The organism is Bradyrhizobium sp. LHD-71, assembly GCF_031157255.1.
Classification (GTDB): domain Bacteria; phylum Pseudomonadota; class Alphaproteobacteria; order Rhizobiales; family Xanthobacteraceae; genus P52-10.
Map to the genome: position 1 here is coordinate 127494 of NZ_JAVIFX010000003.1, position 15556 is coordinate 143049.

16 protein-coding genes, 1 other RNA gene and 1 pseudogene are annotated in these 15556 nt (G+C 62.7%); 8 read left to right on the forward strand and 10 right to left on the reverse strand.

The features are described 5' to 3' along the window. Positions 1-8 precede the first annotated feature (8 nt). Together RCO31_RS03295 and RCO31_RS03300 are read right to left on the reverse strand one after the other, a co-directional pair. Positions 9-433, reverse strand: a pseudogene (locus RCO31_RS03295) (alpha/beta fold hydrolase); the annotation flags it as partial. A gap of 48 nt (positions 434-481) precedes the next feature. Further along, positions 482-985: a MarR family transcriptional regulator gene (locus RCO31_RS03300; protein ID WP_308966800.1), complete on the reverse strand. Its 504-nt coding sequence runs from the start codon at positions 983-985 to the stop codon at positions 482-484. Between the two features lie 36 nt (positions 986-1021). On the opposite strand from RCO31_RS03300, the gene RCO31_RS03305 reads away from it, so the two are divergent. Then, positions 1022-1456 carry an ester cyclase gene (locus RCO31_RS03305; RefSeq protein WP_308966801.1) on the forward strand — a complete coding sequence of 145 codons (435 nt, stop codon included), beginning with the start codon at positions 1022-1024 and terminating at the stop codon, positions 1454-1456. A gap of 130 nt (positions 1457-1586) precedes the next feature. Here RCO31_RS03305 and RCO31_RS03310 read toward each other — a convergent pair whose 3' ends face one another. The 3 genes from RCO31_RS03310 to RCO31_RS03320 all read right to left on the reverse strand — a co-directional run bounded on the left by RCO31_RS03310 (position 1587) and on the right by RCO31_RS03320 (position 4454). Further along, on the reverse strand, positions 1587-2381 hold the full coding sequence (locus RCO31_RS03310) for an inositol monophosphatase family protein (RefSeq protein ID WP_308966802.1): 795 nt from the start codon (positions 2379-2381) through the stop codon (positions 1587-1589). A 116-nt stretch (positions 2382-2497) separates the two neighbouring features. Further along, positions 2498-3541, reverse strand: a complete 1044-nt coding sequence (locus tag RCO31_RS03315) for a tetratricopeptide repeat protein (protein ID WP_308966803.1) — start codon at positions 3539-3541, stop codon at positions 2498-2500. A 229-nt stretch (positions 3542-3770) separates the two neighbouring features. Beyond that, complete coding sequence (locus tag RCO31_RS03320) at positions 3771-4454, reverse strand: thiamine phosphate synthase (protein WP_308966804.1); 684 nt, start codon at positions 4452-4454, stop codon at positions 3771-3773. 48 nt (positions 4455-4502) lie between these two features. Between RCO31_RS03320 and RCO31_RS03325 the strand changes: the two genes are divergently transcribed. Then, the gene (locus RCO31_RS03325; RefSeq protein ID WP_308966805.1) at positions 4503-4934 is read left to right on the forward strand and encodes a GNAT family N-acetyltransferase; all 432 of its coding nucleotides are present in this window, start codon (positions 4503-4505) and stop codon (positions 4932-4934) included. A gap of 216 nt (positions 4935-5150) precedes the next feature. Here RCO31_RS03325 and RCO31_RS03330 read toward each other — a convergent pair whose 3' ends face one another. From RCO31_RS03330 to tkt, 5 genes are all read right to left on the reverse strand, one after another. After that, entirely contained in the window at positions 5151-6176 is a 1026-nt protein-coding gene (locus RCO31_RS03330; RefSeq protein ID WP_308966806.1) for a class I fructose-bisphosphate aldolase, read from the reverse strand. 152 nt (positions 6177-6328) lie between these two features. Further along, the gene (fba, locus tag RCO31_RS03335) at positions 6329-7396 is read right to left on the reverse strand and encodes a class II fructose-bisphosphate aldolase (RefSeq protein ID WP_308966807.1); all 1068 of its coding nucleotides are present in this window, start codon (positions 7394-7396) and stop codon (positions 6329-6331) included. Between the two features lie 26 nt (positions 7397-7422). Further along, positions 7423-8613 (reverse strand): phosphoglycerate kinase, encoded by a 1191-nt coding sequence (locus RCO31_RS03340; RefSeq protein ID WP_308966808.1) that lies wholly within the window; start codon positions 8611-8613, stop codon positions 7423-7425. Between the two features lie 134 nt (positions 8614-8747). Then, complete coding sequence (gap, locus tag RCO31_RS03345; protein ID WP_308966809.1) at positions 8748-9755, reverse strand: type I glyceraldehyde-3-phosphate dehydrogenase; 1008 nt, start codon at positions 9753-9755, stop codon at positions 8748-8750. A gap of 147 nt (positions 9756-9902) precedes the next feature. Beyond that, on the reverse strand, positions 9903-11891 hold the full coding sequence (gene tkt, locus RCO31_RS03350) for a transketolase (protein ID WP_308966810.1): 1989 nt from the start codon (positions 11889-11891) through the stop codon (positions 9903-9905). 275 nt (positions 11892-12166) lie between these two features. Between tkt and RCO31_RS03355 the strand changes: the two genes are divergently transcribed. The 6 genes from RCO31_RS03355 to RCO31_RS03380 all read left to right on the forward strand — a co-directional run bounded on the left by RCO31_RS03355 (position 12167) and on the right by RCO31_RS03380 (position 15551). Continuing rightward, entirely contained in the window at positions 12167-12478 is a 312-nt protein-coding gene (locus RCO31_RS03355; protein WP_308966811.1) for a DUF4164 domain-containing protein, read from the forward strand. Then, positions 12475-12858 (forward strand): cell division protein ZapA, encoded by a 384-nt coding sequence (locus RCO31_RS03360; RefSeq protein ID WP_308966812.1) that lies wholly within the window; start codon positions 12475-12477, stop codon positions 12856-12858. The genes RCO31_RS03355 and RCO31_RS03360 overlap by 4 nt, the downstream gene beginning before the upstream one ends. A 68-nt stretch (positions 12859-12926) precedes the next feature. After that, positions 12927-13084: non-coding RNA, 6S RNA (ssrS, locus tag RCO31_RS03365), on the forward strand. Positions 13085-13217: 133 nt separating this feature from the next. Next, positions 13218-13811: a 5-formyltetrahydrofolate cyclo-ligase gene (locus RCO31_RS03370; RefSeq protein WP_308966813.1), complete on the forward strand. Its 594-nt coding sequence runs from the start codon at positions 13218-13220 to the stop codon at positions 13809-13811. Next, entirely contained in the window at positions 13812-14633 is an 822-nt protein-coding gene (locus RCO31_RS03375; protein WP_308966814.1) for a TIGR00282 family metallophosphoesterase, read from the forward strand. A gap of 171 nt (positions 14634-14804) precedes the next feature. Next, positions 14805-15551, forward strand: a complete 747-nt coding sequence (locus RCO31_RS03380; RefSeq protein WP_308966815.1) for a YebC/PmpR family DNA-binding transcriptional regulator — start codon at positions 14805-14807, stop codon at positions 15549-15551. Positions 15552-15556 lie beyond the last annotated feature (5 nt).

A 15556-nucleotide genomic window follows, 5' to 3' on the forward strand; every position in this document is an offset into this window, starting at 1 on the left:
GCGCCGGCTCATTTCAGGCGTGAGAGGAAATCTCGCGTCAGTGCGACGACCTCGGAGAGATTCGTCTCCAGCAACCAGTGGCCTCCGTCGAGCAGATGCAACTCGGCCTCGGGCAAGTCGCGCAGATAAGCGCGCGCCGCGCCTTCGGGCATGTAACCGTCCTGAGGGCCCCAGACGATCAGTGTGGGCGGACGGTGCTTGCGCAGATGGGCCTGATAGCGCGGAAACCAGGCGCGGTTCTCGCGCAGACCGGCGATGATGCCGGTCGCTATCTGTCGCCGCCGGGGTTGGTCAGCGACCAGTGAAGCTTCCAGAGATCGGGCGGGATCCTTTCGGCGAGTTCAGGACGGACATCGTTGAGGAACTCGTCCCGATAACCGTCCTCGCTCACCGCCTCGCCAAGCTGTGCGAGACCTTCGGGCGTGGGGTTGCGGTTCGCGTTATTGGAAGACGGTTCGAATGCGGCGTCCTCGCAGCACGGTCAGTTTCGTGCGGCGGCAGGCTTGCCCTCGGCCAGTTTCGATAACCGGCCACCGACTTCGTGGAGTATCCGGCGAAACGTGCTCAGTTCGCCCTCGGACATGCCGCCGAACAGCAATTCGGCAAAACGAGCCATGTCTGACTGAAGCCTCGCCACGGTCTTCTGTCCCTTGTCCGTCAATACAATCAAGACGGCGCGCCTGTCGGTTGGATGCGTCGTGCGGCGAACGAAGCCGGTCGTTTCAAGGGCGTCGATGAGCGCGGTCACATTGCGGGGTGTAACTTTCAACGCCTCGGCGAGCTCCCGCTGCGTCAGACGTTCTGATGCCCCCAATTCCCACATCACATGTGCCCTGGCTTCAGTGAGACCATACTCGGCGAGCCCACTCTGCATGTCCGCGGACATGAGCGAGGTGACCCACAGAAGCTGTGACAGCGTGTCGCGACTACTTGATGAACAATTGTAATTATGTATCATATTCACTAAATCGTGGCTGCCAGCCAATCGTCGAGAAGCCGATCATCAACAAGGAGTCCAACCGTGCCTGCGAACATTGCCTATCACGAACCGAATTTGGAGCTGATGCGGAGCGCCTTTGACGCCATGGGGCGCAAAGACCTGGAGGCCTGTGTCAAGTTACTGACCCCGGATTTCAGAATAAACTTGGCAGGGGCGCCGTACCAGATGCGTGGTGTCGACGCCTGGCGAAAGAACGCAGAAACCCTGTTGCTCGCTTTCCCCGATATCCGGATTCAGGTGGAAGACATATTCGCGTCGGATGACAAGGTGGCTGTACGTGCGCGCCTTTCCGGGACCCACACTGGGGAATTCCTAGGAACGCGGCCCAGCGGGAAACGCATCGAGTATCAAAGCAACGAGATCTATCGCGTCGCCGACGGCAAGATCGCCGAGGAATGGATCTGCTCCGACATGCTGACGCTGATGACCCAGATCGGGGCGATCCCGGCAAAATAAGCCTTGGCCATGTTGGCGCGGCGGGCTTGCGGAGATGGGTCGCCTGGATGAAGCGCAGCGAAAATCCAGGTCGCTGAGTCTGCCCCGGATCGCGCTGCAGTCCATCCGGGCTACGGCGCCGAAGTGAACGTCACTTGCCGATCGGCTTCAGGATTTTCACCAGTTCGCGATGGATGTCTTCATTGCCGGCGATGATGTCGCGCGTCTCGAAGATCTTGTCGCTGCCGTCGATGTCGCTGACGAATCCGCCGGCCTCGCGCACCAGCACGATGCCTGCGGCCATGTCCCATGAGGACAGATTGCGCTCCCAGTAGCCGTCCAGCCGTCCAGCCGCGACCCAGGCGAGGTCGAGTGCGGCCGCGCCGAAGCGTCGAAGACCGGCGACCCGCGGCTGAATTGCCGCAAGTTCCGCGCTCGCGATGGCGAAATCGCCGCGGCCGATGTGCGGCAGTCCGCAGGCAACGACCGAGTCGCTAAGGTTCTTGCGCGCGGCGACGCGGATGCGCTGGTCGTTCAGGTAGGCGCCCTTGCCCTTCTCGGCCACGAACAGGTCATCGTTGGCGGGATTGTAGACGAGACCTGCAATCATCGCGCCCTCGCGCTGAAGCCCGATGGATACGGCGAAGTGCGGCATGCCATGCAGAAAGTTGGTGGTACCGTCGAGTGGGTCGACGATCCAGACATTGGCCTTGTCGGTGCCTTCGCGTATGCCGCCTTCCTCGCCGATGAAGCCGTAACCAGGCCGTGCCCTGGTCAACTCGTCATAAAGCGTCTCCTCGGCGCGCTTGTCGGCCAGGGAGACAAAATTCGCAGGCCCCTTCAGCGAAACCTGCAAATGCTCGATCTCGCCGAGATCGCGCTTCAGCGTGCGGCCAGCGCGGCGCGCGGCTTTCACCATGACGTTAAGAAGTGCGGAATGCAGCATGGATGGATATCGCCACGGAATTCGGAAGGTGCGGTCTGCCCGCTCACTCAATCTGCGTCAAGGGCGGTGCGCCCGTGCGCCGGTCTCATTTCAATCCCATAGAGCCATTTGAAGGCCTATTTGCTGGATTTGCCGCCGAACCAGTGTTGCGCCGCCTCTTCGGCCTTTGCCTTGGTTTCAGCGGCAATCGACGCGAATACCTCATCGAGCATGGGATCGCCCTTACCGCCCGCCTTGGCGATCAGATGCCATTTCATCGCTTCCGCCATGTCCTTGGGCGTGCCGGTTCCGGTCGCCAGCACACGCGCGAGCCGGTTCTGTGCGATCGGGCTGCCGCGCCGCGCTGCTTTCCATAACAGCGCCACTGCGGCGACCTCGTCCTTCGGTGTGCCCGTGCCGTTGAATAATGCGATCGCATACTCGACCTGGGCATCGAGATGATCGGCGAGAGCGGCAGCCTTCAACAGACGGGCGGCCTCGGACGGGTTCTTTTCGACGCCGCGTCCATCCTTGTAGAAGGTTGCGAGCGCGTACTGCGCCTCCGTGTTCCCTGCGTCCGCGGCCTGCCGGAACAACTCGGCGGCGCGACCGAGATCCCGCGGAAAAAGCTGTCCTTCGATGTTCAGCAGCGCGAGGTTATAGGCTGCCGGCGCGCTGCCGAGGCGTGCCGCAAAGGCGAGCAGCTTCGCTGCTTCCTCGCGGTTCGCCGGCCCGCCGCGGCCCGCCATGCGCATCATCGCCAACGCGAAGGTCGCTTCGCGATCGCCCCGATCGGCGGCCTGCTTGTACCAGTCGAGCGCTTTTTGTTCGTCGCGGTCGACGCCCTGACCGCTGGCGTAGAGCTCGCCGAGCAGGGTCATCGCCTTGGGATCGGCTTTTTCCTGCGCGCGTTTCAACGCGATGCGGAACGCCTCGCCATATGCGCCACGTTGATACGCGCCATACGCCGTGTCGACATGCGGATCGTCGGCGACCTCCGGCTCGCTTTTTGCCGGAGCTTTGGGCGTGCTCGGCGTGCTTGGCGTGGTCGTGGTCTTCTGCGGGTTCTTCTTCGTTGCCGCCTTTTTCGCGTCCTGTCGCTTCTTGACGCCGCTCTCCGACTTCTTCGCAGGCGGCTGCGGCGCGAGTTGCAGCTGCGCCGAGGCCGCCGTCGCAAGCATCGAAAGCCCAACCGCCGCTAGTGCGGCGAATTTGAAGTTCCTGCCAACCTCGCGGCTGGTCCTGCGCAGGAGTTTCAAACTCAAAAACCGCACTGGAAATATAAAGTTGCCAGCGCTCCTAACGTCTCCGAAGTTCGCATGAGAGTCAGCGGCGAAGCGATGCGGACTTCGGAAACGGAGCGCTGGCGCAATACGGAAGAGCGGAGCCGCTGGCGTCATCTCGACTGCATCATCCTTGCCTGGCCGCGGCTTTCTCAAGGTTCGCCGCATGACCTTGTCCCATCCGATTCGCCACGTCTGTGAGCGCGGCCTCTGGACCTCGCGCATCGGACCAGACGACCTCGTCCACCATGATGAAATCCGCGCCGGCTGCGGCGAACCGCTCCACTTCATCGAGGCTCTGCGCATAACCCACGCACGGCAGCTCAAACAGCTCCGCCCACCATTCGAGCCGCTCCGCGATCGCCTCGGTGGAGGGTCTGTGGCCGTTCGCGTCCGGCTCGCCGAACAGGAGATAGTCGGCACCGGCTTCGCCAGCAACCATCGAATCGTGGCGCGAATGTAGCCCGCCGACGCCGACAATACGGTCCGGTTTCAGCTGTTCCAGAGCTTCGTTCATCGGCGCCAGGCCGCTCACATGGGCGCCGTCGGCGCCCGCGCGCGCGACCAGCGCGAGATGACTATCGAGCAACAGGGCCGCGCCGGGGGTCTGGATCGTCGGCGCGAGCGCCTTGATGCGATTGATGTTGGTGCGGTCGTCGGCATCCGCGAGCCGAACCAGCACTGCGGCGATATCGGCGGCCGCGAGGAGGCTCTCAAGCACCGGTGACAGCCCTGCAGCGTCGGCTGCCGGCGGCGTCGCGAGATAGAGCCGCGGTGTGGGCGGAGCAGGGGACGGCTTCTTTGCAGACATGTGCTATTTGCGTTTCGAGATAAACCAACGCGCGAGAGTTATTGCAACATGGCCGTCCGGACAATCGCCGATTCCGATATTGCCGCCGCAACCGTCCTGATCGCGCAGCTTGGTTATGAGATGCCGCAGGCGGAACTGGTGCGCCGGCTGACGGCAGTGCTCGGGCAGGCGGATCATCGCGTCTGGGTTTACGACGACGGTGGCATCGTGATCGGGTTGCTGCATGCCTTCTTTCGTCCGGCGCTCGACAAGCCGCCGGAAGTGATGGTGCAGGCGCTGGTGATCGAGGCGTCGCAGCGCTCCAGAGGGGTCGGTGAGGCGCTGATGCAGGCGGCTGAAGCATGGGCGCGCGAGAAGGACTGCACGTCCGTCGCGCTCTACAGCCACGTCGATCGCGACCGTGCGCATCGATTTTACGAACGACTTGGCTACGAGAAAAAGGCCACGGCGGCACAGCTCAGGAAGGAGTGGGGCAGATAGCGCTGCCGTGCGTCGGAGCATCCACGTAGCCCGGGTGGAGCGAAGCGCAGCCCCGGGGTGACGCCTCGACACGGATCGACTCTATGATGTGCCGAGAGGCTGCCCATAGGCGAGCGAAGCGACGCCGTTCTTCGAACGGCTATGGCTTCGCTTCGCTCCACCCGGGCTACGGCGCCTTCACTCCTCGCAATGGCGACCGGAACGGCAACGCGTACCTTACGCCGCCTTCTTTTCCAGGTCCTGCTTCCATTCGCCCTTGCTGGCGAGACCGTTCATCGCTGCGCGATGGATGAAGGCACGTTGTGCGGCGGCGACGTTCTCTGCCTTGCCCGACCATGCCTTCTGCGGCGCCGCCTGCAGCGCGCGGCCGTAGGAGAATGTAAGCTTCCACGGCAGCCCGCCGATCTTGTTCATGGCGTCGAGGTGCGCGGTTGCTTCCTCGTCGGATTGGCCGCCGGACAGGAAAGCGATGCCGGGCACTGCGGCAGGCACACACTCCTTCAACATCTTCACGGTCTTCTCGGCGACTTCCGTCACGCTGGATTTCTTGGCGCTCTTCTTGCCGGCGATCGCCATGTTCGGCTTCAGCACCATGCCTTCCAGTGCGACCTTCTGGTAGTAGAGCTCCTGGAAGGTTTCCTTCAGCACAAACTCGGTGACCTCGTAGCATCGGTTGATGTCGTGGTCGCCGTCCATCAACACTTCCGGCTCAACGATCGGCACGATCTGCGCCGCCTGGCAAAGCGCGGCGTAGCGCGCCAGCGCGTGCGCATTGGTATGGACCGCCGTATAGCTCGGAATTCCCGGTGCGATGTCGATCACCGCACGCCACTTCGCAAAGCGTGCGCCCTGCTCGTAATATTTCTTCAAGCGCTCAGCGAGCTTGTCGAGGCCGACGGTAATGAGTTCGTTCGGGCAGCCGGGCAGCGGCTGTGTGCCCTCGTCGACCTTGATACCGGGAATCGAGCCTGCCTGTTCGATCAGCTTGACCAGCGGCGTACCATCCTTCGCCTTCTGCCAGATCGTCTCGTCGTAGAGGATCACGCCGGAGATGTTCTTCGACATCGCGTCCTTCGAACGGAACAGCAACTCGCGATAATCGCGACGGTTCTCCTCGGTCGACTCGACGCCGATCGCATCGAAGCGCTTCTTGATGGTGCCCGACGATTCATCGGCGGCAAGGATTCCACGGCCCGGCGCGACCATGGCGTTGGCGACTTTGTTGAGATCGGCGAGGTTCATGGTGGTCTCCTTCAAGCGGGGCGCTTCCTGGCAGTTGAATACGAAAACTTGTGAACACGAAGCCTTTGTGAACACGAAGCCTTTGAACACGAAGATCTGGGCGAATTTTTACAAGGCCAATCGCTCTGGGAAAAGCTTGGAACCTCACATGGTCAGGCGATTTTCGGCGCAAGCTCTCCCTTTGCATAACGCTTGGCCATTTCTGACGGCGGCAGCACCTTCTTGATCTTCGACGCTTGCCCGGCGGTACTGAATTCCTCAAAACGCTGCCTGCAGAGCTTCGTCATCGCCTCCATTGCCGGCTTGAGGTACTTGCGTGGATCAAACTCGCCCGGATTCTCGCTCAGCACTTTGCGGATTTGACCGGTCATCGCCATGCGGTTGTCCGTGTCGATATTGATCTTGCGCACACCGTGCTTGATGCCGCGCTGGATTTCTTTGACCGGAACGCCCCAGGTCTGCGGCATCTTGCCGCCATACGTGTTGATCACGTCCTGCAGGTCCTGCGGCACGGAAGACGATCCGTGCATGACGAGGTGGGTGTTCGGCAGCTTGCGATGAATCTCCTCGATGACGTTCATGGCAAGGATCGCCCCGTCAGGCTTGCGCGTGAACTTGTAGGCGCCGTGCGAGGTGCCCATGGCGATCGCCAGCGCATCGACCTGCGTCTCTCTGACGAACTTCACGGCTTCGTCCGGATTTGTCAGCAACTGGTCGTGACTGAGCTTGCCCTCGGCGCCGTGCCCATCTTCCTTGTCGCCCATCCCCGTTTCCAGCGAGCCGAGCACACCGAGCTCGCCTTCCACTGATATTCCTCCGAGATGCGCCATCTCAGCGACCGCCTTTGTCACGCCGACATTGTAGTCCCAGTCGCCCGGCGTTTTGCCGTCGGCCTTGAGCGAGCCGTCCATCATCACCGAGGTGAAACCTGCCTGGATCGCCGTCATGCAGGTGGCGGGCTCATTGCCGTGATCGAGGTGCACGCAGACCGGGATGTGGGGATAGATCTCCGTCACCGCGTCCATCATGTGCTTCAGCATGATGTCGTTGGCGTATGTGCGGGCCCCGCGCGAGGCCTGAATGATCACTGGCGCATCGACCGCGCTGGCCGCGTCCATGATCGCCAGCGCCTGCTCCATGTTGTTGATGTTGAATGCAGGCACGCCGTAGTCGTTCGCGGCGGCATGATCGAGCAGTTGGCGAAGCGTGATCCTAGCCATTGATCGATCCGAGCTCCTTCGTTCTGCTAGCGCCGCAGCACCTCAACGCCTGGCAGAGGTTTTCCTTCCATCCACTCGAGGAATGCTCCACCTGCCGTGGAAACATAGGAAAAATCGTCGGCAACCCTGGCTGCGTTGAGGGCGGCCACGGTATCGCCGCCGCCGGCGACCGAGATCAGCTTCTTCGCCTTCGTGCGCGCGGCGGCATGCTTCGCTGCCGCCATGGTCCCCTTGTCGAACGGGCTCAATTCGAAGGCGCCGACCGGACCGTTCCAGACCAGCGTCGCCGCATCGTCGATCGCAGACGTGATGCGTTCGATCGACAGCGGGCCGACGTCGAGAATCATGCCGTCTGACGGGATCGCATCGAGGCCATAGGCGTGCGACGGCGCGTTGGCTTCGAAATGAAAGGCGACGACGGCATCGACAGGAAGGATAATGGCGCAGTTGGCCTTTGCCGCCTTGTCGAGAATGCGCAGGGCTGTGCTGGCCAGGTCCTTCTCGGCCAGCGATTTGCCGATGGCGATCCCTTGCGCGTGCAGGAACGTGTTGGCCATGCCGCCACCGATCACGAGCGCATCGACTTTGCCGACGAGATTTTCCAGAAGGGCAAGCTTGGTGGAGACCTTGGCGCCGCCGACGATAGCGATCACCGGCTTCTTCGGTGCTCCGAGAGCCTTGTCGAGCGCTTCGAGTTCGGCCTGCATGGTGCGGCCGGCGATCGCGGGCAGCTTGTGACCGAGGCCTTCGGTCGAGGCGTGCGCACGATGCGCTGCGGAGAAGGCATCATTGACCCAGATGTCGCCGAGCTTGGCGAGGGCTGCGACGAACGCCGGATCGTTCTCCTCCTCCTCCTTGTGAAAACGTGTGTTCTCGAGGCAGAGCACGTCGCCATCCTTCATGGCGGCGATCGCCTTTTCGGCAACATCGCCGATGCAATCATCGGCGAACGCCACCGGGCGCTTGATCACCTGCGAGACCGCGGCCGCAACCGGCTTCAGCGAATCCTTCGGGTCGCGGCCCTTCGGCCGCCCGAAATGCGCAAGCAGGATCACCTTGCCGCCTTTGTCGGCAATCTCCGCGATTGTCGGCGCGACGCGCTCGATCCGCGTGCGGTCGGTGATCCTTCCGGCTTCCATCGGAACGTTGAGGTCGACGCGTAGCAGGACGCGCTTGCCCTTCAGATCGACGTCGTCGAGGGTGCGGAATGCCTTCATGCTTAACTCCACTGTCCTGGCCGGGCATAGCCGTTCAAGGAACGGCGTCGCGTCGCTTGCCCGATCAGGGGCGCAGTGCCTTCCTAAGCGAAATCGCCGGGGCAAGCCCCCGGCGATGACGTACGAAACGAACGTTAGATAAGCTTGCCCATCGCCACGGCGGTGTCCGCCATGCGATTGGAGAAGCCCCACTCGTTGTCATACCAGGACAGCACGCGCACGAGGTTGCCACCTTGCACCTTGGTCTGATCGATTGCGACGGTAGACGAGTGGGCGTCGTGGTTGAAGTCGATCGAGACGTTCGGAAACGTCGTGTAGCCGAGGATGCCCTTGAGCTCCTGCTCGGCCGCGCGCTTCATGACTTCGTTAATCTCCTTCACGTCGGTCTTCTTTTTCGCGACGATCTTCAGATCGACGACCGAGACGTTCGGCGTCGGCACGCGGATCGAGGTGCCGTCGAGCTTGCCGTTCAACTCCGGCAGCACGAGGCCGATCGCCTTCGCCGCACCGGTTGAGGTCGGGATCATCGACATCGCTGCGGCGCGCGCGCGATAGAGATCCTTGTGCATCGTGTCGAGGGTCGGCTGGTCGCCGGTGTAGGCGTGGATCGTCGTCATGAAGCCGGTCTCGATGCCGACGCTGTCGTTCAGCACCTTGGCGACCGGCGCGAGGCAGTTGGTGGTGCAGGAGCCGTTGGAGACGACCAGGTGGTCCTTGGTCAGCTTGTCATGATTGACGCCATAGACGACCGTGAGGTCGGCGCCGTCGGCCGGAGCCGAGACCAGGACGCGCTTGGCGCCGGCGGTGAGGTGTGCCGAGGCTTTGTCCTTGGAGGTGAAGATGCCGGTGGATTCGATGGCGATGTCGATGCCCATGGCTTTCCAGGGCAATTTTGACGGATCCCGTTCGGCCGTGACCTTGATGGCGCCGTTGCCGAGGCTGATCTCGTCGCCTTTGACGGTAACTTCGCCCGGGAAGCGACCGTGCACGCTGTCGAAGCGAAGGAGATGGGCGTTGGTCTCGACCGGACCGAGATCGTTGACGGCGACGACTTCGATGTCCGTGCGCTTGGCCTCGTAAATCGCGCGGAGGATGTTGCGGCCGATGCGGCCGAACCCGTTAATGGCGACCCGGATAGCCATATCTTCTTCTCCTTCAATAGCTTAAGCCCCGCCCGCGGCGACCGAGGTCACTCCGAGGTGGCTGTGCTGCAGATCCGTCCGGTTCTGCCGGACGTGGTCGGACGATATGGGGGAACAGGTAGCCCTTTTTGGGGGCGACCTCAACCATCAGGGACGGTGCTTCTGCACTGCGTTAACGACAGCCTCAGGCGTAATGCCGAAGTGCTTGAACAGTTCCTTTGCCGGCGCGCTGGCGCCGAAGCCGGTCATGCCGATGAAAATGCCGTCATGGCCGATAATTGCGTCCCACCCCTGCCGTACGGCGGCCTCGATTGCGACCTTGATGGGCGCCCGGCCGACAATCGCCTCGAACTCCGCGCGCGATAGTTCGAGCAGGATGTCCATGCAGGGGACGGACACCACGCGGGCGGCGATGCCTTTGGCCGCAAGCTGCTTCTGCGCTTCAACGGCGATCTGCACCTCCGAGCCCGAGGCGAAGATCGAGACTTTAGCTTCGCCGTTTGCCGGGACCAGTTCATAGGCGCCCTTGGCGCAGCGGTTCGTCGTGTCGTCGGTCAGTCGAAGCTGTGGCAGGTTCTGTCGTGTCAGCGCGAGCACGCTCGGGCGGGTCTTCACCTCTAGCGCAAGTTGCCAGCACTCCAGTGTCTCAACCGCATCGCACGGCCGAAACACGTTCAGGTTCGGGATCGCGCGAAGCGCGGCGAGGTGCTCCACCGGCTGATGGGTCGGACCGTCCTCGCCAAGACCGATCGAATCATGCGTCAGCACGTGGATCACGCGCTCTTCCATCAGCGCGGCGAGCCGCAGTGCGGGGCGCAGGTAGTCGGAGAAGACCAGGAACGTACCCGAATAAGGGATCACGCCGCCGTGCAGCGCCATGCCGTTCATCGCCGCCGCCATGCCGTGCTCGCGGATGCCGTAATGCACGAAGCGCGCGCCGTAGTTGTTGGCGGACAGGGCGGCCATGCCCTTGGCCCGCGTGTTGTTGGAGCCGGTGAGGTCCGCCGAGCCGCCGACCATTTCCGGCACCGCCGCGGTCAGCACCTGCAAAGCCTCTTCCGAGGCGGCGCGGGTCGCCATCTCTTTCGGGGTCGCAGCAAGCTTCTCCTTCATCGTGCGCACGGCCGCAGCGAGTTGCCCGGTGGGCAACTCGCCTTCCATGCGACGGCTGAACTCGGCGAGTGTTGCGACGTCCTGTTTCGCGAGCCTTGCCGTCCAGGCCTCGCGAAGAGCCTTGCCGCGCGAACCTGCTGTTCGCCACGCATTCAAAATATCCGCAGGAATTTCGAATGGTGCCGCGGTCCAGCCCAGCTTCTTACGGGTGCCGGCGATTTCGTCCGCGCCCAGTGGCGAGCCGTGCGACTTTTCCGAGCCCGCCTTGGTTGGCGCGCCGAACGCGATGACCGTCTTGCAGGCGATCATGGCCGGGCGGTCGGCCTTCTGTGCCCGCGCAATGGCCTCGGCAATCGCCTTCGGGTCATGTCCGTCGATCCGTTCGGCCAGCCAGCCGGCTGCCTCGAAGCGCTTCACCTGGTCGACCGAGTCGGCGAGGGAGAGCGGGCCATCGATCGAAATGCCGTTGTCGTCGAACAGCACAATCAGCTTGTTCAGCTTCAGGTGTCCGGCCAAAGCGATGGCTTCCTGGCTGACACCTTCCATCAGATCGCCGTCGGAAGCGAGCACGTAAGTGAAATGGTCGACCAGGTCGCCGCCGAAGGTCGCAGCCAGGTGCCGCTCGGCCATCGCCATGCCGACGGCGGTGGCGATACCCTGGCCGAGGGGGCCGGTGGTCGTCTCGATGCCGGGGGTGACGAAATTCTCCGGATGTCCCGGCGTAAGCGATCCGAGCTGGCGGAAGCGCTTGATCTCGTCGATCGTCATCGCCTCATTACCGGTCAGGTAGAGGAGCGCGTAGATCAGCATCGAGCCGTGGCCCGCGGAAAGCACGAAGCGATCGCGGTCCGGCCACGCCGGGTCAGCGGCGTCGAAGTTGAGGAACTGGGTGAACAGCACCGTCGCCACATCTGCCGCCCCCATGGGCAGGCCGGGATGTCCTGATTTCGCCTGCTCAACCGCGTCCATTGCCAGTGCGCGGATCGCGTTGGCCATCGCGGAATGATCGACGCGCGTATTCATGGACGCCTGTTCCTGTGCCATTTTGGAGGGGTCGCGGCGCGTCGGAACCGCGCTTTTTTGGGGCTGCATCATGGCCGGGGCTTATCACCTGGCAACGAAGAGTCCAAGATCGCGCCGTGCTAGCGCCCAACTGAAATGGTGCATATCGGTGCATAGATCGCCGCAAGTGCCCTGCATGGCCTTGGCGTAGCGTTGATTCGCATGCGACATACGGTACTTAAATGTCTGCGGGGGCGTGTCTTTTGCCTGTCTTGGCACCAGCAAGGGAGGTCGGCGTGACGGATCTTCCCCTTGAGGAAGCTGCGATCGAACAGCGGTCTGTCGAGGCCGCGATTCGCAGGCTTGTCGCTGCCCTGGATGAACTCGAGGCTGTCGTCGAGCGACGGCAAGAAAACGATCGCAGCCAGGACAATCTCGCTGCGACGATGCAGGCGCTTGGTGCAGATCGCTCGCGTCTCGCCGACGAACTCGATCATTCGATCGCCCGATCGCGTTCGCTCGAGGATGCCAACCGCAACATCGCCGAGCGCATCGATGGTGCTATCGAGACCATTCGCGCCGTGCTGAAGTCGGAACAGCAGCCATGAGCAGCGTCAATATTTCCATCAACGGCAAGCAATTCCGCGTCGCCTGTGAACCGGGTCAGGAGCATCGTGTCACGGCGCTCGCGGAGGATTTCGATCAGCGCATCTCGTCAATGCGTTCGCGGTTCGGCGAGGTCGGCGATGCGCGGCTCACGGTGATGGCTGCGATGATGATCGGCGACGAGCTGCTCGATGCGAACGCAAAGATTGCCAAGCTCGAAGCGGAGATCGGCGCCCTCAATGCTGCACATGCGGGTGAGAGCGATCGTGCGAGTCGAACCGAGGCCGCCATCATCACCGCGCTCGATGCTGCAGCCGATCGTATCGAGCGCATGGCGCATGCGCTCAGCCGTCCGGCGGGTGGAGGCATGGCGGTCGGCTAGCTTGCAACAGCGAGCCGCCATTCGTCATGGCCATGGCGCGAGAGCGCATTCGTCGCTACATTACGCCTGCGAAGCTGCGGGGTGCGTCAGGAGCATTATTCCCCGGGGCCTTATCGATCCTTAAGGGAGCTGTCCCTGGCCGGACCCGTGGGTCCGGACACACGGTGCCCACCTACTTTCGTAGGGAACCCGGGATCGAGCCTCCAACGGCCACTGCGGCTTCGCGCTTTGCCTTCCTCGCCCCAGCCGGTCTAATGCTGATGTCATGTCCGCGGAGGCGGGCATCCAGTACGCGTGCCAAAGATGAATTCGAGCGCCTTCGTTTACTGGGATCATTCGCTTTCGCGAATGATGATGGAGTGCGGGTAATCATTGTGTCGGATATTGCGTCCAAGAAAGATCTTCGCATCGCCGCGCTTGCCGCGCGCGACGCGCTGCCCGTTGCCGAACGGCGCCGCGCTGCGCAGGCGATCGCGATGCGCCGCTTTCCCGTTCCGCTCGGCGAAGGCACCATCGTCGCCGGCTACTCACCGATCCGCAGCGAATGCGATCCGGTGCCGTTGATGCGCAGCCTCGCGGCAAACGGCGCTGCACTCGCGCTGCCGATCGTTCATGCGAATGAAAAGTCGCTGACGTTTGCCGAATGGCGACAGGGCGAGCGGCTGATCGTCGGCCCCTACGGCATCCTGCAGCCACGCGTCGAGGCGATCTCCCTCGAGCCCGATATCATCCTGGTTCCACTAGCCGCCTTCGACCGCCGCTGCCGCCGCATCGGTTACGGTGTCGGCTATTACGATCGTACGCTTTCAATTTTACGGAAGCAGAGGCCGGTGATCGCCGTCGGAATCGCCTTTGCGGCGCAAGAAGTCGAGACGGTTCCCACCGGCGAACACGACGAACACCTCGATCTTGTGCTAACGGAGCGCGAGATAATCGATTTCAGGAGCAATTAGTTGCGTATTCTTTTCGTCGGTGATGTCGTGGGCCGTTCGGGCCGCAATGCCATCGCTGAACATTTGCCGGGCCTGAAGCGCGACTGGAAGCTCGATCTGGTCGTGGTCAATGGCGAGAATGCTGCCGGCGGCTTCGGCATCACCGAGGCGATCTATCACGAGTTCATCGACGCCGGCGCCGATGTCGTGACGCTCGGCAACCATGCCTGGCGGCAGAAGGAGGCGCTGGTGTTCATCGAGCGCGTCGGCGCGCTGATTCGTCCGCTGAATTTTCCCAAGCGCAATCCCGGCCGCGGCGCCGCCATCATCGAGGCAAAGAACGGCGCGCGCGTGCTGGTCATCAATGCGCAAGGACGCGTGTTCATGGAGCCGTTGAACGATCCGTTCACTGCAATCGATTTTGAACTGGAGGCCTGCAAGCTGCGCGAAGGCGCGGACGCCATCATCGTCGATTTTCACGCCGAAGCGACCAGTGAGAAGCAGGCGATGGGGCATTTCTGCGACGGCCGCGCTTCGCTCGTGGTCGGCACGCACACGCATATTCCGACCGGCGACTATCGGATCCTTGCCGGAGGCACCGCCTACATGACCGACGCCGGCATGACCGGCGACTATGATTCGGTGATCGGCATGGAGAAGGAGGAGCCGCTGTCGCGCTTTGTGACGGGCCTATCGACCGGCCGTTACGAGCCGGCCGCCGGGGCGGGGACGTTGAGCGGTGTCGCGGTCGAGATCAACGATGCGACGGGGCTTGCGATGAAAATTGCACCGGTGCGGATCGGTGGAAGGTTGGAAGAGACGAAACCAGGGTTTTGGCCTTGAGTCGGCGTTCAAGTTCGCGCGTTTCGCTCGAGCCGCGGAAGCCTCGCGCCTACCGTCCTGATTCCGTGCAAATCTGCGGTTAACCAAGCCAGGCATTGGGGCGCCACTTCAATTTCGTTTGCGCGGGGCCTATAAGGCCGCGCGATTAGGACTTCGACGGACGAGGGACAAATGGCCGGCCATTCCCAATTCAAGAACATCATGCATCGCAAGGGGCGGCAGGACGCGCAGAAGTCCAAGCTGTTCTCCAAGCTGGCGCGGGAAATCACGGTCTCCGCCAAGATGGGGATGCCGGATCCGGCCATGAATCCGCGGCTGCGCGCTGCGGTGATCGCTGCGCGTCAGGAGAACATGCCGAAGGACAACATCGAACGCGCGATCAAGAAGGCGCTCGGCAACGACGGCGAGAACTATGACGAGATCCGCTATGAGGGCTATGGGCCGGGCGGCGTTGCAGTGATCGTTGAGGCGCTGACCGACAATCGCAATCGCGCTGCGTCCGACGTGCGATCCTATTTCACCAAGGCCGGAGGCAACCTCGCCGAGACCGGTGCTGTGTCGTTCATGTTCGACCGGCTCGGCGTGATCGAGTACGACGCCGCGGTCGCATCCGAGGACGCGATGATGGAGGCGGCGATCGAGGCCGGCGCCGATGACGTCGCCTCGGGCGAAGGCGGCCACGAGGTCTATGCGTCGCAGGAAACCTTCCGCGACGTTGCGAAGGCGCTGGAAGCGAAATTCGGCGAGCCGCGCAAGGTCGCGCTGACCTGGAAGCCGCAGAACACGATCGCCGTCGACGACGAGACCGGCGAGAAGCTGTTGAAGCTGATCGACACGCTCAACGAGCACGACGACGTACAGAACGTCTACGCCAACTTCGAGGTTTCCGACGCGCTGATGGCAAAGATGGGGGCCTGAGGCCG